The sequence below is a fragment of the Kribbella sp. NPDC054772 genome (genome assembly GCF_053611945.1).
In genome coordinates, this window is sequence record NZ_JBSHBJ010000007.1 from 85,378 (window position 1) to 104,537 (window position 19,160).

The following is a 19,160-nucleotide window of genomic DNA, read 5'->3' on the forward strand; positions in this document are numbered from 1 at the left end:
CTCACAGCAACGACAAGCGGATGTTCACCGGCGACAACTACAACTCGTGCAACATCCTGGACGTGATCCACCCGCTGTGGCTGGCGCGCAAACAGACGTCGTACGGCGAGCAGGACGGCAAGCGCTGGGCGGAGGAGCAGCTGCGCGCGATCCTCACCCGCTGGGTCGACGGCGCCGGTTTCGCGTTCGCCCCGGACGGCACCGACGAGCGGGCGATCCCTGGTCTGCAGGGGACCGAGATGTGGCTGGCGATCATCTGGCTGCTGTCCGACTACTTGGGCGTGTCCGACGCGTTGGGCTACCGGCCTCGCGGCGTGCACCGTCCGGAGCCGCTGGTCAGCCTGCACTGACCCACTCTGCGTGGTAGGCCGGATGCATGGTCGAAGAGCTGCGGCAGGGACTGACCGGACGGCTGGTGACCCCGGACGACCCGGACTGGGACGACGTACGACGTGGCTGGAACCGGTCCGTCGACTCGCACCCCCTAGCGGTCGTCGAAGCGGCTGACGCGAGTGACGTCGAGCAGACCGTCGCGTACGCCGCTGCGCACGGACTGAAGGTCGCGGTACAGGCAGTCGGCCACGGTACGACGCCCGCGCTCGACGGGACGATCGTGGTGCGGACTGCAGCGTTCGAGGAGCTCACGGTCGACGTATCGGAGCGCGTCGTACGGCTTGGTGCCGGTGTGACCTGGGGAGCCGTGCAGACAGCGCTGGACGGCACTGGGCTGACCGGACTGCCTGGTTCGACCGGGAACATCTCGGTGGTTGGGTTCTGCACGAGTGGCGGGTTCTCGTGGTTCGCCAGGCCGTTCGGAAGCGGTGCGGCGAGCCTCCGAGCGGTGGAGCTCGTCGACGGGACCGGAGTACGCCGGTGGGTCGATGACACCGTCGACGCGGACCTGATGTGGGCGCTGCGTGGTGGTGGCGGGAACTTCGGCGTGGTGACGTCGGCCGAGGTGGAGCTGCATCCTGCTCCGGCCATCACCGGTGGGCGGCTGATGTTCCCGATCGGGCAGTCCGAGGCGGTGCTGACGGCGTACGCGAAGGCGACGCGGGACGCGGCGGAGCAGGTGACGCTGTGGGCGTACCTGATCCACTACCCGGACTCACCGGCGCTGCCGGAGGAGGTGCGCGGGCAGTCGTTCTGCATGGTCGATGCGATGACGCCGTACCAGCCGGAGGCTCTTGACAGGGTGCTGGCGACTATCCGGGCTGCTGGCACCCCAGTGAGCGACGTCGTCGGTCCACTGCAGCCCAGTGAGGTCGGTGAGATGAATTCGGTGCCGGCGCCACCACAGGCGCTGTCACTGATCACGTCGACGTTCGACGAGCTCACACCGGAGCTGATCGCGACGCTGCTCGAGTACGGCGGTGAACCGTCGCTGCTCTTCCAGGTGCAGCTGCGACACCTCAGGGGTAGTAGTGACGCCGGTCGTCCCGGAGTGGCCTCGGCTGACCCGTCAGCGCAGTACATGGTGCTGGCTGTCTCCATCGTTCCGAAGCCGGAGCTGCAGGAGTCTGCGGAGACCGCACTGCGGTCGCTGCAGGAGGCGCTGGCGCCTTGGCGCACGGGTGACATGCCACCGACCGGCCTGTCCGCGTGGGGCTCGTTGCAGGACTGCGTCAGCGGGCCGGACCTGGTCAGACTGCGGGAGATCAAGCGCCGGGTCGACCCCCTCGGCACACTGACTGGGAACTTCCCCCTACTCTGACGGGGTGGACCCCCGCACGCGCCGACTGGTGACCTCTCTCGTACTGGCCGCCCTGGTCGCCATCGTCGTGGTCGCGGCGTTCCTCCGCTGAGGAGGCTAACGTCGAGCCCATGAGTGCCACCACCAGTACCGGAGCGCGGTCGTCGTACCTGATGCGGGCGGGCCTGGTCCGTAACGTCCGGTCGGGTGAGCACCTGACCACGTTCGTGGTGTCCGGTGTGGCAACGGTGCTGGTGACGCGGCTGATCCTCAGCCTGAGCGGCTACCCGCAGATCGGTGGCCGCGGCCTGCACATCGCGCACGTACTCCCCGGCGGTCTGCTGATGCTGATCGCGATCTCCCTGCTCCTCGGGTACGTCGGTCCGGTGGTCCGCCCCGCCGCGGCGACAGTCGGCGGGATCGGGTTCGGGCTGTTCATCGACGAGGTCGGGAAGTTCGTCACCTCGGACAACAACTACTTCTACAAACCGACCGCCGCGATCGTGTACGTCGTCTTCGTGCTGATCGTGCTCGGGTTCCGGTTCCTCACCACGCGCCGGCCGATCGACGCGCGCGAGGAGCTGGCGAACGTCATCGACCACGCCGTCGAGGGCGTCGCCGGTGGCCTCTCCCGGCGGCGCCGGGCCGAGGCGGAAGAGCTGCTGCGGATCGTTCCGCCGAAGATCTCCGGTCGCCGGGAGACGACCGAGCTGCTGGCCGCCTGCCCGCCCGACGAGGTGGAGCTGGCCGCGCCGGTGGACGCGGCCTGGCAGGCGCTGCAGAAGGGTTTCGAGCGACTCGCCACCCACCCGAAGGCTCCGCGGGTGGCGGTCATCGTGCTGGCGGTCCAGGTGGTGGGTGAGCTCATCATTGCGATCGTGCTGGGTGACGGTCTCGGTCATCTCCCGGTGGTCGGAGTCACGGTCGGGAGTTTGCTGTCAGCAACGTTCACCGTGCGCGGTGCGCTGGCGCTGCGGAAGAACAACCGGGCCAGGGCGGTCCGGCTGTTCGAGCTGGCGGTGCTCGTCTCGTTGCTGATGACACAGGTCTTCCAGTTCGCCGCCACCCAGTTCGCGGCCGCCTTCGGCATGCTGCTGGACCTGGTGATGCTCGGCATCCTGCGGGCGGAGCGCGACCGGATGCGGCGCGCGGTGGACACCACGGTGAAGACTAAGACGCTCCGACTGCCACCCGATCCGGAGCTGCCGCCGTTTCCGCAGGACCCGTCGGACCCGGTGTAGCTTTCCACTGCTCGTGCCGGCCGATCAGCACCGGTGACATCGTTGCGACCAGGTAGATCGCCCCACCGGCGAGCAGTGCGGGCGCCAGTCCGACACCGGCGACAGCCGCACCGGCGATCACGCCACCCAGCGGTACGCCGGTCCAGCACACCGCCCCGCTGAGTGAACGGACGCGACCGAGCAGGTGACTCGGGATGCGCTCGATGAACAGTGCGCCGAGGACCGGGTTGATGAAGCCGGCGCCGATCCCGCCAACGGCGTACACGGCCATCAGCGCCCAGACTGGCGCGTCGGTCGCCATGGCGATGAAGCGTGGGGCGCCGGCGATCAGGAACGCCACGGTGAAGACGAGCTTGCGGGGGATACGATCGCCGATCGCGGCCGCCAGCAGTGCGAATGCGGTGGCGGTCGCTGCGAAGGACGTGAGAATCAGACTGGTGTGGCCGGGGCCGTAGCCGTGGTCCTTGATCCAGACCGGCAGCAGTACGCCGCTGGTCGCGGCATCGAGCAGGTTGGTCACCGCGATCATGACCACCAGCGGAAGCATCAGCTTGTCGGTGCGGAGAAAACGCCAACCTTCCAGCAGGCGTTGTCCGTAGCTGTGCTCTGCCTCTGCGTCGGCCTCGGCTGTGGTGGGCTCTTGCTGCACGGGCTTGGGGATCCAACGGGCGATCAGTACGGCGCAGACGCCGAACGACGCCGCATCGATCCAGAGGGCGTTGACCGCTCCCGCGAGAGTGATGAGTCCACCGGCGAGTGCGTACGCGAAGAAGCCGGCGAGGCGTTCCGTCGTACTCTCCAGGCCTGTCACTCGCTCCAGCGGGACCTTGGCGGCTCTGGCGATGTCCGGGATCAGCGTGTCCTTGGCGGCGTCACCTGGCCCGCGCAGGGCGCCCGCGATCGCTACCAGCACCAACAGGGTCGGGAAGTGCAGTAGGCCGAGTGTGTGCAGCAGGGGGACGAGGCCCACGACTGCAGTGCTGGCTGTGTCTGCGACGACGCTGACCCGACGCGCGCCGACCCGGTCGATCAGTGGGCCGCCGATGGCTTTCACCAGGACGAGCGGTGCCATCTCGGCCATCGCCACCACACCGGTCTTGATCGGCGACCCGGTCGTGATCAGCACGAACCACGGGATCGCGATCGCGCTGACGCGGGTCCCGCAGATCGAGACCACGTTGGCCACCAGGAACGCCACCAACGGCGCCCGGTTCCCCTTGTCGTTCATCGCTTGCCTCACCCCCTGGTCCGGTTACCGCGTCTCGCGCGGGAAGGCCTGGATCTGGACCGTCACCTGCTCGGCGCCTTCGGGCAGCGGGGCGGTGAGGTCAGGCGTCTTGTACTTCTCCAGGACCGCCATGACCTCGTGCATCATCGCGTCCAGCTGGTCGGCGCGCAGGTGGAAGAAGTAGTCCGAGAGCAGGCTGGCGTCCCGCCAGTCCTCCGGCAGGGTCTGCATCGCGTCGATGAAGCCGAAGATGTTCTCGGCGTACGTCTGGCCGACGCCGTGCAGGAAGCCGAGTGCCAGTTCCGGCTCCTGGTCCAGCAGTTCGGCGGCGTTGAACTCGGTGCCCTGGTGCGCCGACTTCCACCAGCGGTCGCGCGCGTTGCCGCGGCTGTCGTCCTCGACCACCAGCCCGGCGTCCGCGAGCTGGCGGAGGTGGTAGCTGGTCGCGCCGGTGTTCACCCCGAGTCGGCCGGCGAGTGTGGTGGCGGTTTGTGGACCGTAGACGCGGAGCAGACCGAGGATCCGGTTCCGCATCGGGTGCGCGAGGGCGCGGACGAGGTGGCGGTCCAGCCGGACTGTCCGGGCGACCTCGTCGGCCTGGGTGCTGTCGTGCGCCGGGCTGTCGTGCGCCGGTGTGTCGTCGCTCATGGGTCTGAGCATAGGACTGCAAAGGTTCTTTGCAAAGAGGTTTTGCAAAGCAGTTCTGGGGTTGGTTGTCCACAGATTGCGGATCGGCCGGTCGGTAGGGGTGCGATCGCGGCATCTTCTCTGGCGACCACGCATCCACCAAGGAACGGAGAGAACCACCGATGATGCGCGTGATGCTCGAGGACGCCGACTACTGCGACGTCCCGGCCGACCTGATGACGTTCGACGACGGGGCGGTGGTGTTCTGGCGGGAGGGTGAGGAGGTCGGCCGCCACCGGCAGCTCCGGATCCGCTCGCTCGAAGTACTGAACGCCCGCTCGATGACCCGCCGCATCGAGCGCGCCCGGAAGAACCACCCGAACGCGTTCCGCCAATGGACGCCCGAGGACGAGCAGACCCTGATCGAGATGTTCAACAACGGCGCCACCAAGGAGCAGCTGGTCGAAGCCCTCGGCCGCCAGGAAGGCGGCATCGCCACCCGCCTCCGAGCCCTAGGCCTCATCGAAGACGACCAAAGACTCACCTGAACCGCCCCGACCGGAGGAGAAAGGTCGCCGCCTGGGGCCCGGCTCCTCGCGAGCATCATGTGTGGAGGGGGCTGAGTGCGGCGACGGTTCTTTTGGCCGCCTTCGGCGGCGCGCGGGTCGTGGTGTGGTGGGCTGCCTCGGCGAAGGTCCGGGTGTGAGGTGTGCCGCAAAGCGGCCTCACCGGGCTCCGTCACCGGCGCGTCCGACCCCACCTCGGGGGACCGGACCCTCGCGACCATCACGTGCGACGAGGGCAGTGTGGCGACAGTTCTTCTGGCGCTTCCGCTCGGCAATCCAACACCGCGCGAGGGGGCAACCATCCGTGGGGCGTGCGGCGGGAACCGGGTCAGACGGCTGCTGCCTCGACGAGGTCGTGGAGGGCGCGGAAGTCCGTCGGATTGCGCGTGTAGAGGGCTGCCTCACGCACCGCCGCCGTCCGCCACCTGCTCCGATCTAGGGAAACTAATTGCCACCAGGCGGCACAAAAGTTCCCCTAACCCCCGCTCCGCCCAGACGCGACCGATCCACGCATCCCAAGACAACAAGCAACGCCCCGTGACACCGCCGCGGCCATCGCACCGCGCGTCGCCGCACGGCGGGTACGGCGCCGGATACGCCGGCGCGACGGAACGGCCTGCGGCGCCGAAGGAGCACCGCGGCAGGGCGGCCGGAGACCGTGATCACCAAGTGGTCACCAGCTTCGGCGCGACGGACGGGGTCGCTCGCGTGTTGCCGGAGTTCGCGGAGCCCAAACGTATCCATGACTCCAAGGTGGTACATGTGCCAAATGCCGGCGTCCAGTTCGCCGTTCGAGGGTGGGAATCGGAAGGGTGAATGCGGGGAGTTCTGGGAGGGGTACTGCCAGTGGTCGAGACCCTTTTGAGATCCGGTGGAGGGGTCGGGGACAATGGCGCGATGCAGCAACAGGAGCGGTCGGGCGGTCCGGCGCAGCCGGAGGAGTCCGGAGCGTCGGCGGAGATCCGTGCCGCCTTGCTCGACCAGAGTGGTCTGGTCCGCGGGCTTGCGTCCGGTCGGCGCCGCGGGCTGGAGCCGCCGGCGTACCTCCGGGTCGAGGTGCGGTACGTCGATCTGAAGGGGCAGCGGCACCTGCAGATCACCGAGTTCGACGAACGGCAGGCGCACACGCGGAACGTCGCCGGGCCGGACCTGGAGAAGGCCGTCGACGAGCTGCTCGCGCTGGCGTACGGGTCCTGGCATGTCGAGACCACCAGCGAGACCCTGCGGCTGCGGTACACCAAGAAGGGCAAGGAGCTGCTGCACCGGGAGCAGAGCGACCGGGAGCAGGAGACCGCTCACGACCGCGTGAAGCGGCGGGTGCTCGACCCGGCCGCGCCGTTCCTGATCGAGCTCGGGATCAGTGATCACCAAGGCCGCGTGAAGCCGTCGCGACAGGCGAAGTACAAGCAGATCGAGGAGTTCTGCAAGCTGCTCGCGCCGGCGCTCGACGAGGCGATCTCGGCGGGCCGGATCGCGACCGGGCGGCCGTTGCAGGTGGTCGACCTCGGCTGCGGTAACGCGTATCTCACGCTGGCGGCGTACCACCTGCTGTCCTCGGCTGGACGCGACGTCCGGATGACCGGTATCGACCACAATCCGGCGGCCCGGAAACGGAACAGCCGAGTGGTCGAGGCGCTCGGCTGGCAGGACCACCTGCGGTTCGTCGACGCGACCATTCAGGCGGCGGAGCTGGACGTCCGGCCCGACGTCGTCCTGGCGCTGCACGCGTGCGACACCGCGACCGATGACGCGCTCGCGCGGGCCGTCGGCTGGGAGGCTCCGCTGGTGCTCGCAGCTCCGTGTTGCCATCACGACATCCAAAAGCAGCTCAAGAGCGTCACACCACCGGCGCCTTATGCGCTGATGACGAGATATGGCATCGTTCGTGAGCGGTTCGCCGACGTCCTGACGGACTCCCTGCGGGCAGCCGTGCTGCGACAGGTCGGATACCGGGTGGAGGTCGTGCAGTTCGTGGACAGTGAGCACACGCCGCGCAATCTGCTGCTCCGCGCAGCGCGGACCGGCGCCAAGCCGACACCGGACCTCCAGGCCGAGTACCGTTCACTCGTCACCGAGTGGCAGGTGACGCCGCGGCTCGCCCAGCTCCTGCTAGCGCCCACCGAGCACAGCGTGGGCGCCGAGGTGGTTTCGTGAAACAGGTCCGGTCGGTGTTGGCGCTGGTGGGCGTGGCCCTCTGCGCGTTGACAGGTGTGGCGCTTCCCACAACAGCCACTGCGACCAGCGCGACCACCTCGTCCGCGGCCGCCGACCCGTCCACGCCGGCACCGAAGAAGCTCTTCACGATCCGGGACGATCGGATCAAGGAATCGTCCGGGCTGGCGAAGAGCGTCAAGCATCAGGGCATCTACTGGACCGTGAACGACTCCGGTGACACCGGGCGGGTGTTCGCAATTGACCAGACCGGCAAGGTGAAGGCGGTCCTGAAGTTCGGCGCCAAGGTGACCGACGTCGAGGCGCTCGGGGTCGGCCGGGACGGCACGCTCTACATCGCCGACATCGGCGACAACAAGGAGAACCGGGACCAGGTCGAGATCTACACGGTCCCGGAGCCGGAGACGCTGCAGGACCAGGACGTCAAGTACCACCGCTTCGACTTCACCTACCCCGACGGTGCGCACGACGCCGAGACGCTGCTGGTCGAGCCCGGGACGAGCCAGCTGTACATCGTCACGAAGTCGCTCAAGGGCGCCGGCGCGATCTACGCCGCCCCGCCGGCCCCGTCCCGCGAGGGCACCAACAAACTCAGCAAGCTCGCCCCGGCGCCGTCGGGCGTGATCACCGACGGCACGTTCCTGCCGGACGGCCAGCGGGTGGTGCTTCGGACGTACGCCGATGTCGCGACCGTCGCGTGGGGTGACACGCCCAACGCGATCGCCCGTGGCGCCGCGCCGCTCGGCCAGGGGGAGACTGTCGCGCTCGGGCCGACCGACACCACCGTCGTGGTGGGGAGCGAAGGGCCCAACTCGGCCGTGTACCAAGTCGCGATCCCGGCGAAGGCGGCTGCGTCCACGCCGCCGAGTTCCAGCGCTACTCCGAAGCCGGCCGGTAGCTCGGACAGCGACAGCTCGAGCTCCGGCAAGAGCCACAGCCTCCGCTGGATCGTCATCGGCGCCGCGCTGTTCGCGCTGATCATCACCTTCATCACGTTCCCGCCGGGCCGCCGCGAACGCCGCGACCGCCAGGCCGAGAACGACCGCCTCACCGGCCAAGGACCTCCCACAGCCCACCGTCGCTAACCCCTAACCCCACCCACGCGTGTGTAGCTACTTGGGTGGGGACGGTGGCCACCGCGCACCTCGGTGGGTGCGGCAGCCGGTTGCTGGTGCAGACGTGAACAGCCGCCGCGACCCGGTGGGTGCGGCGGCTGTTGGGGGTTATCGGGTTACTTGAGGCTTTCGACGACGTAGTCGATGGCTTGGGTGAGCTTTTCGACGTCGTCGGGGTCGACTGCGGGGAACATCGCGACGCGCAGTTGGTTGCGGCCCAGCTTGCGGTACGGCTCGGTGTCGACGATGCCGTTGGCGCGCAGCGTCTTGGCGACCGCGGTCGCGTCGATCGCGTCGTCGAGGTCGATGGTGCCGACCACGAGCGAGCGGGCGTCCGCGTCGGCGACGTACGGCGTGGCGTACTCCGACTTCTCGGCCCACGTGTAGAGCCGGTTGCTGGAGTCCGTCGTCCGCGCGACGCTCCACTCCAGGCCGCCCTGGCTGTTGATCCAGTCGGTCTGCTCCGCCATCAGGAAGAGCGTGGCCAGCGACGGCGTGTTGTACGTCTGGTTCTTGCTGGAGTTGTCGACCGCGGTCGCCAGGTCCAGGAACGCCGGGATCCACCGGCCGGACGCGCTGATCTCCTCGACGCGCGCGAGCGCCGCCGGGCTCATCAGCGCGATCCACAGGCCGCCGTCGGACGCGAAACCCTTCTGCGGCGCGAAGTAGTAGACGTCGGCCTCGTTGATGTCGACCGGCAGACCGGCCGCACCGGACGTGGCGTCGATCGCGACCAGCGCACCCTCGTCGGCGCCCTCGACCCGCTTGACCGGGGCCATCACGCCGGTGGAGGTCTCGTTGTGCGGCCACGCGTACAGGTCGACGCCGGCCTCGGCGACCGCGACCGGGCGGGTGCCAGGCTCGGACTTCACGATCGACGGCTCACCCAGGTGCGGGGCCAGCTGCGAGGCCTTCGCGAACTTCGAGGAGAACTCACCGAAGCTCAGGTGCTGGCTCTTCTCCCGGATCAGCCCGAACGTCGCGATGTCCCAGAACGCGGTCGAGCCGCCGTTCCCGAGCACCACCTGGTAGCCGTCGGGCAGCTGGAACAGCTCGGCCACGCCGTCCTGAACCCGCTTGACCAGGTTCTTCACCGGCGCCTGCCGGTGGGAGGTGCCGAGCAGCTTGGCGCCCTCGTTCGCCAGCGCGGCGATGGCCTCCGGGCTAACCTTCGACGGACCCGAACCGAAGCGGCCGTCAGCGGGCTTGAGCTCTGCAGGAATCTGAATGTCGCTGGTCACCAGCGTCTTCCCTTCGTCGTCTGCACTCCAGAAAGCCGACGACGCTGTCAGCGCGCTCTATCCTCGCACATCCCGCCCAACCCACCACCGCGGGTCCACTCTGTGCACCGGATCCGTACGCCGAGCGCCCCGCCGTACGGATCTGGTGCACAAAGGGCTACTCGTGCTTGCGGGTGGTTCGCTCCGTGCCGGTGAGGAGGGCGACCGGGCCATCGGGCGTGTCGGTCCACTCTCCGCAGGCGCCGCCGCCCTCGGCGACCTCGAGCGGCAGTTCGGTCCCGTCCATCCGCAGCACCGGGTGGTAGTACTGCGCCACCCGTTCCGCCTCGCCCTCGATGTAGTGGCCGATCAGCGCCCGCCGGAACCGGTCGGTGGTGACGTTCGGGTTGCTCCCGTGCACCAGCGCGCCGTGGAAGAACAGCACGTCACCCGGTTCCATCTCGACCGGTACGGCGGCCCCGTTCGTCGGCAGCGGGACGGTCACGTCGGTGAAGCTGACCTTGGTGTCGGCCTTCTCGGTGCACAGGATCGGCCAGCGGTGCGACCCGGGCACGACCTCGAGACAGCCGTTCGCCTCGTCGACCCGGTCCAGCGCCATCCACGCCGCGACGCACGTCCCCGGATCGGCCTTCAGGTAGAAGTTGTCCTGGTGCAGCGCCTGTCCGCGGGAGCCCGGCGGCTTGAAGTAGAGCATCGTCTGTACGGCGTACGGCGACCTCCCGAGCAATGCGGTCATCACCTCGTCGATGCGCGGGTCGACCAGCCACTGCAGCGAGGCGTCGTCCCAGCGGTGCATCTGCGCCATCCGCGGGTACCGCTTCAGCGGGTCGCGATCGGTCGAGTTGTGCCCGGCGAAGTCGTGCGACCGGGGTCCGCCGTGCCGCACCTCCATGTAGTGGTCCCGCAGCCGGTCGACCTCGTCGGTGGCGAACAGCCCGCGCACCAGGGTGTACCCGGTCCGCTCGAACTCGTCCCGGAGTACGGCGGCCCGCTCGTCGGTGTTGTATGAAACGCTCATGCACGTCTCCCGCGTCTCTGCTCTACGCTGCTTGTGAACCCTATTTTCCTGCCCAAACCTGGTTCGGAACCACGGACGATTCACGCGAGGACTTGAACTTTTGTTGCACAGGCTCGCTCTGGAGCGGATGTCCGCACCGACCTTCTGGCGCTGCGAACCCCGCTGGTCCTGGACGTCGCGGCCGCTCGTGGACCACCTGCTGTGGTGTGTGGTCGACGGCCGTGGCGCGCTCGAGCTCGACGGTCAGAGCCAGGAGTTGCGGCCGGGCGTCTGCGCGGTGTTCAAGCCGGGTGACGCGCCGCGCGCCACGCACGACCCGCACCGAAGACTCCTGGTCTTCGGCATGCACTTCGCGACCGTGCCGACGGCCGCACCGGATCCACGCTGGGGTGAGGTGATGGATCGTGAGCTGCTCGGCGTCCTCGCGCGGACGAGCGACGCGGCGTACCGGCGGGGTGACGCGATCGGGCGGCGACAGGCGGAACTGTGCCTGGAGCAACTGATCGCGCTGGTCTGGGACGCTGTCCACAATCCCGGCCGCAGCGTCACCGACGCCGCCGTCGACGAGCTCGCGAGGCAGTTACGTGAGGACCCGAGCCGGGACTGGACGGTCGCCGAGATGGCGCGCCGCGCTTCGTTGTCCAGGGCCCAGTTCACCCGGCGCTTCGTCACGCAGTTCGGGATGTCGCCTGCGCAGTACCTGATCCAGGCGCGGATCGATAGGGCACACCAACTACTCACCGAGAGCGGCATGACCGTCACAGAGACGGCCGCCGCCCTCGGCTACACAGATGTCCCGTACTTCAGCCGCCAGTACAAACAACGCACAGGACGCAACCCAAGCCAGGACCGTTAGGCCCAGTTGGGGTTCCAGCCCTCGATGGAGTCGGCCGGGCGGGAGGCGGGGCCGGAGTAGATCGCCGAGGGACGGATCAGGCGGCCGGTGCGCTTCTGCTCCAGGACGTGGGCGCTCCAGCCGGCGGTGCGTGCACAGGTGAACATCGACGTGAACATCGGCGGCGGGACCTCGGCGAAGTCCAGGACGATCGCCGCCCAGAACTCCACGTTCGTCTCCAGCACCCGGTCCGGTCGCCGTTCGCGCAGTTCGGTCAGCGCGGCCTGCTCCAGCGCCTCGGCCACCTCGTACCGCGGTGCGTCCAGCTCTCGCGCCGTACGGCGAAGCACCCGCGCGCGCGGGTCCTCGGCCCGGTAGACCCGGTGGCCGAAGCCCATCAACCGCTCGCCGGCGTCCAGCAGGCCCTTCACGTAGGCCCGAGCGTCACCAGAGCGCTCGACCCCTTCGATCATCGTCAGTACCCGGGCCGGCGCGCCACCGTGCAGCGGACCGGACATCGCACCCACCGCACCGGACAGCGCCGCGGCGACATCCGCACCGGTGGAGGCGATGACCCGCGCGGTGAACGTCGACGCGTTCATCCCGTGCTCGGCCGCGGACGTCCAGTACGCGTCGACCGCGCGGACGTGCTTCGGGTCCGGCTCGCCACGCCAGCGGATCATGAACCGCTCGGTGATCGTCTTCGCCTTGTCCACCTCGCGTTGCGGCACCATCGGCTGCCCGATGCCACGCGCGGCCTGGGCGACGTACGACAGTGCCATCACCGCCGCGCGGGACAGGTCCTCGCGGGCCTGGACGTCGTCGATGTCGTAGAGCGGCCGCAGACCCCAGGCAGGTGCGAGCATCGCCAGCGCGGACTGTACGTCGACCCGGACGTCGCCGGTGTGCACCGGCAGCGGGAACGGCTCGGCGGGCGGCAGGCCCGGCGTGAACGCACCGTCGACCAGCAGGCCCCAGACGTTCTCGAACGGCACCCGGCCGACCAGATCCTCGATGTCCACACCGCGGTAGCGCAGCGCCGAACCTTCCTTGTCCGGCTCGGCGATCTGCGTGTCGAACGCGACCACACCCTCCAGCCCGTGCTGCACCTCGGTCCTCGGATCAGACATGCGACTCCCTCGTCCTCGTCGTGAATACGCAGGCTCACCAGGAGAGCCGCGCACCCATGGGCGCTTCCGCAGCATAGTTCTCCGTACAGAGGACCGGACAGCTTTGTGACCGGTTCGAGGCGCCCGGTGCACCCCGTGCAACGCGTCGGTTCCGCACGGGTGGACCGGTCAGAGGTCTACTGTCGAGGGCATGACAAAGCCCCTCCCCGCCCTCGGGCTCGTGATCGGCGTCATCGTGACGTACGTCGGGATGGTGTGCGCGTCGTACGCGACCACCCGCCTGATGCTCCGGATCCAGACGTTCCGCGCGGACACGGGCCACACGCTGCCGTGGCTGGCCGCGCTGGTCGCCATCGCGGCCGTTGTCGGCCTGCTGATGCTGGTGCCGGCGATCGGTTCCGGTGTGACGACCGGTGCGGGCGCGTTGCTCAGCGTCGTCGGCGTGGCCGTGTTGCTGCTGCCGATGCGGCAGGCGTTCGACCTGACGAAGCTGTTCCAGTTCCCGGGCACGCAGTACAGCGGCTACATGCTGTTCGACGGAACGTTCATCCTGTTCGGCATTCCGTTGCTGATGGTCGGTCTGCGGCGTTGGGCCGTGGACGCCAAGTTGGCGAAGCTGGCGGCGGCACCTGGGCAGATCCAGGACAGCAGCGGCTACCAGTCGACGTACCCGCAACAGCAGCAGTGGGGCGGCTACCCCGGCCAGCAACAGCAGCCGCCGAACCCCGGCCAGCAGCAGTACCCGGGGCAGCAACCACCCCGATAACTTTCACCGCGGAGCCCGCATCTGGCTCTGCATGGAAACGCTGATCGCCTACTCCTTCGCGCACGACAGCGCCGCGCGGGCAACCGCCGGTCGTGCTCGTGTGGAGGCGTACTACGGCGATCTCTGGCAGCACGAGGCCAAACACCACGGGTACGACGGCAGCTCGGTCGGACTGCATCTCTGGGACCGCCGCGACGGCAGCTGCCGGTGGCCGTCCTGGCACGACGCCGGTGACGTCTGTGTGGCGAGTGTGCACGCTCCACTCGGATACCAACGCGTGATCGGCGAGATCGCGCCGTACGACGCTCCTCCTCGGTTGGCCCACGCGGTACGACGTACTCCGGCGAGCTTCCTCGAACTGGCGTCCCCGTTCACGATGGCCGTCCTGGACCCGGCGGACGAGCGACTGGAGTTGTTCACTGACTTCATTGGTGTCGGTCGCCTGTTTCAGTTGCGCTTACCGGACGGGTGGGTTTGGACCAATCGCCCCGTTGCCGCGTTGCTGTTCGCCGGCGTACCGGCCGTGGCGTCGTCCCGTGGCTGGACCTTCGCCGCGGGCTGTGGCTGGTTCATGGACGACAGCACGCCGTACGACAGTGTACTCACGGTGCCCGGGGCAACACACATCGTTGCCGAGGGCTACCGTCAGCGACCGACGGTGAGTCGGATCGAGACCACCAGTGTGTTGTCGACCGACGTTGAGGAGACAGCAGCGGCACTGCAGGACGTGGCCCGATCGGTGGGCAGCCTGTGGCAGGAACGTCCGACTGTCGACCTGAGTGGTGGCCCTGACTCGCGGCTGGTTGCCAGTGCATTCTTTGCCGCAGGCGTCGATGTGGACAGCCAAACGACCCCAAGCAAGCAGGTGAGACCGCAGCCGCTCGAGCTGGTGGACCGAGCGCTGCGCTGGCACCGGTACGCCGAAGGGCTCCGCCCGGCCAGCGACCTCTTCAACACGCCTCCGGCAACGCTGGCAGGCGTGACGCGTCTGGAGATCGGCAGTGCGGGTGGCGAGATCGCACACGGCCACTTCTACCCACGCGACGTACTGCAAATCGACGCACTGCCCTTGCCGGCCAAGCTGAGCGCCTTCGGCAACCACCTGCAGTCCCGCCTCATGCCAGCGGCCGGCCCCGCGGACTCAGCTCGCAGCGCGGTCGCCGACCAGATCGACCGGGTACTGCGAACCGCAGTCGACGGCGGCATCGAGAACGCCACGATGCTCGACTACTTCTACGTCGTAGAACGCCTCCGCCGCGGGGGTACAACAGGGGACGTCGTCTCGCCTCTCCTCATCCCCTCGTTCGTTCGCGCGGCCTTCGCGCTCGATCCCGCCCAGCGCATCGAGAACGCCTTGCACCGCGAGCTGGTACGACTGCTCGTCCCAGAGCGGGCCGACTTCACGCCCAGCCCGCAGGTCAGTACGCGCAGGAGCCCGGCCAAGCTCCGGTGTCTGGCCGATGCGGCCGACCGCGACCTGATCGAGCAGGTGCTCGCGGACGTCGACGGTTTCGACTCGCAGGCGCTCAGCACGCTGTGGGCCGCCTCGGTAGCCGGTGCGAGCTCGGCAACCGGTGAGTCCACCCTCCGCCAGGCGCTGTGGCGCGCGACCTTCGACCAGCACCTCGCGGAGGTCAACAGGCACGTCCCCGCCCGTAGCCCGCTGATCCGCGCCATAGCAGCGACAAAAAGGGCCTACCGGACCAGCAGATTCGGACCTCAGTAGGCTCGATGCGTGGACCTTGCGGAGATGCGGCAGACGTACGGACTGGGTGAGCTGCTCGAGAGCCAGGTGGACGCCGACCCGATCGTGCAGTTCCAGCTCTGGCTGGACCAGGCCAGGGCAGCGGGTCTCGCCGAGCCCAACGCCATGGTGTTGGCCACCGCCGACGAAGACGGGAAGCCCTCGGCGCGCACTGTGCTGCTGAAGCGCGTCGATGAGCGCGGATTCGTCTTCTACACCAACCAGCAGTCCCGCAAGGCCGACGACCTCGCGGCGAACCCGCACTGCGCGCTGGTGTTCCCGTGGCACGCGATGGAACGCCAGATCCGTATCGAGGGCATCGTCACCAAGCTCCCGGCCGACGAGGTCGACGAGTACTTCGCGAGTCGACCGCGCGAATCACAGCTCGGAGCGTGGGCGTCGCAGCAGAGTCAGCCCGTCGACTCGCGCGAGGAGCTCGACCTGCAGTACGCGTCGTACGAGCGGCAATGGCCGGAGGGCACCGAAATCTCCACGCCGTACTTCTGGGGCGGCTATCTGGTCGCCCCGGAGGCGTTCGAGTTCTGGCAGGGCCGCACCGGCCGGCTGCACGACCGACTGGCCTACCGCCGCGCCAGCTCCGGCCCCGAAGGCTCAGTAGGCCCTGTAGGTTCAGCGGGCTGGGAGCTGTCCCGACTCCAGCCCTGATCGCCTTCGCGGAAGCCGTGTCGCTTCCACCACCGCTGCAGTGGCGCCGGCGCCCACCAGTTGGCGCGACCCAGCAACCGCATCGTCGCCGGCACCAGCAGCGCCCGGACGATCGTCGCGTCCAGGGCGATCGCGATCACCAGCCCGACGCCGATCATCTTCACGAAGACGATGCCAGAGGTGGAGAACGCCGCCACCACGATGATCAGCAGCAACGCGGCACTGGTGATGATCCCGCCGGTCCGCTGCAATCCGAGTGCGACCGCCTGGGTGTTGTCACCGGTCTTGTCGTACTCCTCCCGGATCCGGCTGAGCAGGAACACCTCGTAGTCCATCGACAGCCCGAAGAGCACGGCGAACAGCAGCACCGGGTTCGTCGCGTCCAGGAACCCGGCCGGCGTGAAGTCCAGGAGTCCGGACAGGTGCCCCTCCTGGAAGATCCACACCATCGCCCCGAACGCCGCGGACAGTGACAGCACGTTCATCAGCAGCGCCTTCGCCGGCAGCACCACCGACCCGAACGCGATGAACAGCAGCACGAACGTCACCAGCACGATGAACCCCGCCATGTACGGCGCCCGCTGCTTCAGTACGTCGAGCAGATCGATCACCGCCGCGGTCTCACCGCCGACCTGCAGTTGCGTCCCCGCCGGCGCCGCGACGGCCCGCACCCCGTGCACGACCGCCCGCGCCGGCAACTCCTGCCCGGTGTACTTCGTGTGCACCACCACCGAAGCGACGCCGTTCTGGTAACCGCCGATCCGCACGTTCTCCACATCCGGCACCCGCCGCAGTTCGGCAAGGTACGGCGCCAGCGCCGCAGACGGATCGCCCGGCGCGGAGTCGAACCGCACCGCTGCGTAGATGTCCGACCCACCGGCGCCCGGGAAGTCGCGTTGCAGCGTCTCGGTCACCGTTCGCGAGGTCGCGCCGGCCGGCAACGCCCGGTGGTCGACACCGCCGAGTTGTGCGGTGAGGAACGGAATCCCCAAGACGAGCAGCACCGGCACGAGCACGACGACGTACCGGACCGGGCGGCGCATGACGCTGTGCGCGAGGCGGTACCAGGCGCCGTGTTCCGCGGTGGCCTTGCGGGGCTTGAAGATTCGCAGGTTGTTCACCCGGTGGCCGAGGACCGCGAGCAGGGCCGGAAGTGCGGTCAGGGCAGCGATCATCGCGACGGCGACCGCGGCCGCACCGCCGTACGCCATCGACTTCAGGAACATCACCGGGAACAGCACCAGACTGCTGATCGCCACGCCGACCGTCACGCCGGAGAACGCGACCGTCCGTCCGGCGGTGCCCATCGTCGTGGTCAGCGCCGTCTCCACGTCATTGCCCTTGGCAAGTTCTTCGCGGAAACGCGTGACGATGAACAGCGCGTAGTCGATGGCCAGGCCGAGTCCGATCATCGTGACGATGTTGATCGAGAAGATCGACACGTCGGTGACCGCCGACAACCCGCGGAGCAGCACGAACGCGCCGAGGATCGCCAGCGCCCCGACGAACAGCGGCAGCGACGCGGCGACCAGGCCGCCGAAGACCACGACGAGCAGGATCAGCACGATCGGCGTCGAGATCGTCTCGGCCCGGACGATGTCGTGCTCGGTCTGCGTGTTCACCTCGTCGAACACCGCGACCTCGCCGCCGACCTTCGCGTCCAGCCCGGCCGGCGTCGCTCGGACCTGGTCGGCGATCTTGTGGAACGTGGCCAGCCGCTCCTCCTGCGTCGCACCGGCGAGCGTGAGGACGGCGTACGTGCTGTGCTGGTCCTTCGAGACGAAGAGCGGCGACTTGGTGCTCCAGTACGTCGTGGCGCCGACCACGTCGTCCTTCGGGAGACCGGCCAGGTGCTGCTCGACCGACTGCCGGAACGCCGGGTCGGCGACCGTCTCGGTCGGGCTCTTGTAGAGCACGATCACGTCGGTGCCGGTGCGGCCGATGTTCTGCTCGATGGTCTTGACCGCGTTCGCGGCCTCGGTGTCCGGCGCGTCGAAACCGCCGTTCGCCAGGGAGCCGAACACGCCGGTGCCCCAGGCCAGCCCGAGGACGACGAAGACTCCGGTCAGGGCGAGCACCAGACGGCGCCGCCGATACGTGAAACGGCCGAGCGTCTCGAACACGAAACTCTCCCGAAGGCGTAGATTGAAGCGCAGAAGCTAGAGTGAACAGTGTTAACTGTTAACGGTGTTCACTCTAGGGGTTTGACCTGTACCCCTGTCAAGGAGGAGTTCCGCGTGACCGGACGGGACCGTCGCCGGGCGGCGACGCTCGCCGAGATCAAGACGGCCGCACGCCGGCTGCTGGTCAGCGGCGGGACGGCCGCGGTCGGCCTGCGCGCGGTGGCGCGCGAGCTCGGTCTCACCCCGCCGGCGCTGTACCGGTACTTCCCGAGTCACGAGGCGCTGATCAGTGCACTGATCGCCGACCTGTACGACGAGTTGACCGGCGCGCTGCTCGATCTGCAGGGCACCGACGAGGGCGTGGACCTCGGCGCGCGGCTCTACCTGCTGGCGAACGGGCTGCGGGACTGGGCGCTGGCCCATCCGGCCGAGTTCGGGTTGCTGTTCGGGACCGCCGTACCGGATCCGGAGGACGACTGTCACGAGGAGACGCCGGGGCATCAGGCGGCGATGCGGTTCGGGGCGCTGTTCAAGGAGCTGGTCGCGCAGGTGTGGCACCAGAAGCCGTTCCCGCACCCGGCCGAGGAACAACTGGGTACGGCGTTGGTCGAGCAGCTCACGGCCGAGTCGGAGCACTTCCACGGGATGCCGCCCGGAGCGATCTACCTCTCGCTGAACTACTGGACCAGGCTCTACGGCCTGATCTGCATGGAGGTCTTCGGTCAGCTGCACTGGGTGCTGCCGGACGCCGCGGCGTACTTCGAGGCGCAGCTCTTCGAGATCGGCGAGGCTCTCGGCCTCGACTGCCCTGCTCCGGAATAGAAAAAGCCCGCGGGCGCTTCCAGAGACACGACCGGGTGGTCGACGCTCAGGGTCAGGCGGACTACCTGACTGCCCGCGGGCCCGGTGGCCGGCGTTGAATTAGCCCACCACGTTGCCCACACAAATGTGGTTGGCGGGTCAGCCCGCCGCCACCTCACGAGTCCGATAGCTAT

At 68.5% G+C, this 19,160-nt stretch carries 17 protein-coding genes; 10 read left to right on the forward strand and 7 right to left on the reverse strand.

Annotated elements, in window-relative coordinates:
* Positions 1 to 376: 376 nt before the first annotated feature.
* Both ACWGID_RS14180 and ACWGID_RS14185 read left to right on the forward strand, forming a co-directional pair.
* Positions 377 to 1,714: an FAD-binding oxidoreductase gene (locus tag ACWGID_RS14180; RefSeq protein WP_452196876.1), complete on the forward strand. Its 1,338-nt coding sequence runs from the start codon at positions 377 to 379 to the stop codon at positions 1,712 to 1,714.
* Between the two features lie 110 nt (positions 1,715 to 1,824).
* Positions 1,825 to 2,934 carry a hypothetical protein gene (locus ACWGID_RS14185; protein ID WP_452196877.1) on the forward strand — a complete coding sequence of 370 codons (1,110 nt, stop codon included), beginning with the start codon at positions 1,825 to 1,827 and terminating at the stop codon, positions 2,932 to 2,934.
* Here the strand turns inward: ACWGID_RS14185 and ACWGID_RS14190 are convergent.
* Together ACWGID_RS14190 and ACWGID_RS14195 are read right to left on the reverse strand one after the other, a co-directional pair.
* Positions 2,864 to 4,162 (reverse strand): MFS transporter, encoded by a 1,299-nt coding sequence (locus tag ACWGID_RS14190; protein WP_452196878.1) that lies wholly within the window; start codon positions 4,160 to 4,162, stop codon positions 2,864 to 2,866. The two genes, ACWGID_RS14185 and ACWGID_RS14190, sit on opposite strands and share 71 nt — an antisense overlap.
* A gap of 24 nt (positions 4,163 to 4,186) precedes the next feature.
* A complete protein-coding gene (locus ACWGID_RS14195) occupies positions 4,187 to 4,810 on the reverse strand; it encodes a helix-turn-helix domain-containing protein (RefSeq protein ID WP_452196879.1) in 624 nt (207 codons plus the stop codon).
* A 161-nt stretch (positions 4,811 to 4,971) separates the two neighbouring features.
* Between ACWGID_RS14195 and ACWGID_RS14200 the strand changes: the two genes are divergently transcribed.
* Positions 4,972 to 5,337: a hypothetical protein gene (locus tag ACWGID_RS14200; RefSeq protein ID WP_452196880.1), complete on the forward strand. Its 366-nt coding sequence runs from the start codon at positions 4,972 to 4,974 to the stop codon at positions 5,335 to 5,337.
* A gap of 462 nt (positions 5,338 to 5,799) precedes the next feature.
* Here the strand turns inward: ACWGID_RS14200 and ACWGID_RS14205 are convergent, their stop codons facing one another.
* Positions 5,800 to 6,117, reverse strand: a complete 318-nt coding sequence (locus ACWGID_RS14205; protein ID WP_452196881.1) for a type II toxin-antitoxin system Phd/YefM family antitoxin — start codon at positions 6,115 to 6,117, stop codon at positions 5,800 to 5,802.
* A gap of 135 nt (positions 6,118 to 6,252) precedes the next feature.
* On the opposite strand from ACWGID_RS14205, the gene ACWGID_RS14210 reads away from it, so the two are divergent.
* Complete coding sequence (locus ACWGID_RS14210) at positions 6,253 to 7,509, forward strand: class I SAM-dependent methyltransferase (RefSeq protein ID WP_452196882.1); 1,257 nt, start codon at positions 6,253 to 6,255, stop codon at positions 7,507 to 7,509.
* Positions 7,506 to 8,612, forward strand: coding sequence for a hypothetical protein (locus tag ACWGID_RS14215; protein WP_452196883.1), 1,107 nt, complete (start codon positions 7,506 to 7,508; stop codon positions 8,610 to 8,612). Before ACWGID_RS14210 ends, ACWGID_RS14215 begins: the two co-directional genes overlap by 4 nt.
* Before the next feature lie 146 nt (positions 8,613 to 8,758).
* On the opposite strand, the gene serC is transcribed toward ACWGID_RS14215, so the two are convergent.
* Positions 8,759 to 9,883, reverse strand: coding sequence for a phosphoserine transaminase (gene serC / locus ACWGID_RS14220; protein WP_452196884.1), 1,125 nt, complete (start codon positions 9,881 to 9,883; stop codon positions 8,759 to 8,761).
* A 157-nt stretch (positions 9,884 to 10,040) separates the two neighbouring features.
* Positions 10,041 to 10,901: a phytanoyl-CoA dioxygenase family protein gene (locus tag ACWGID_RS14225; protein ID WP_452196885.1), complete on the reverse strand. Its 861-nt coding sequence runs from the start codon at positions 10,899 to 10,901 to the stop codon at positions 10,041 to 10,043.
* A 127-nt stretch (positions 10,902 to 11,028) separates the two neighbouring features.
* Here ACWGID_RS14225 and ACWGID_RS14230 point away from each other — a divergent pair, with 127 nt between their 5' ends.
* Entirely contained in the window at positions 11,029 to 11,757 is a 729-nt protein-coding gene (locus ACWGID_RS14230; protein ID WP_452196886.1) for a helix-turn-helix domain-containing protein, read from the forward strand.
* Here the strand turns inward: ACWGID_RS14230 and ACWGID_RS14235 are convergent.
* A complete protein-coding gene (locus ACWGID_RS14235; RefSeq protein ID WP_452196887.1) occupies positions 11,754 to 12,866 on the reverse strand; it encodes a citrate synthase 2 in 1,113 nt (370 codons plus the stop codon). The genes ACWGID_RS14230 and ACWGID_RS14235 overlap by 4 nt on opposite strands.
* Before the next feature lie 190 nt (positions 12,867 to 13,056).
* Between ACWGID_RS14235 and ACWGID_RS14240 the strand changes: the two genes are divergently transcribed.
* Genes ACWGID_RS14240 through pdxH form a run of 3 tightly spaced genes read left to right on the forward strand, consistent with a single transcriptional unit; the run spans position 13,057 to position 16,042 of the window.
* A complete protein-coding gene (locus ACWGID_RS14240) occupies positions 13,057 to 13,632 on the forward strand; it encodes a hypothetical protein (RefSeq protein WP_452196888.1) in 576 nt (191 codons plus the stop codon).
* Between the two features lie 31 nt (positions 13,633 to 13,663).
* Positions 13,664 to 15,358 (forward strand): hypothetical protein, encoded by a 1,695-nt coding sequence (locus ACWGID_RS14245; RefSeq protein WP_452196889.1) that lies wholly within the window; start codon positions 13,664 to 13,666, stop codon positions 15,356 to 15,358.
* A gap of 9 nt (positions 15,359 to 15,367) precedes the next feature.
* Positions 15,368 to 16,042, forward strand: coding sequence for a pyridoxamine 5'-phosphate oxidase (gene pdxH, locus ACWGID_RS14250; protein WP_452196890.1), 675 nt, complete (start codon positions 15,368 to 15,370; stop codon positions 16,040 to 16,042).
* Here the strand turns inward: pdxH and ACWGID_RS14255 are convergent.
* A complete protein-coding gene (locus tag ACWGID_RS14255) occupies positions 15,958 to 18,165 on the reverse strand; it encodes an MMPL family transporter (RefSeq protein ID WP_452196891.1) in 2,208 nt (735 codons plus the stop codon). The two genes, pdxH and ACWGID_RS14255, sit on opposite strands and share 85 nt — an antisense overlap.
* Positions 18,166 to 18,279: 114 nt before the next feature.
* Between ACWGID_RS14255 and ACWGID_RS14260 the strand changes: the two genes are divergently transcribed.
* Positions 18,280 to 18,987: a TetR/AcrR family transcriptional regulator gene (locus ACWGID_RS14260; RefSeq protein WP_452196892.1), complete on the forward strand. Its 708-nt coding sequence runs from the start codon at positions 18,280 to 18,282 to the stop codon at positions 18,985 to 18,987.
* Positions 18,988 to 19,160 lie beyond the last annotated feature (173 nt).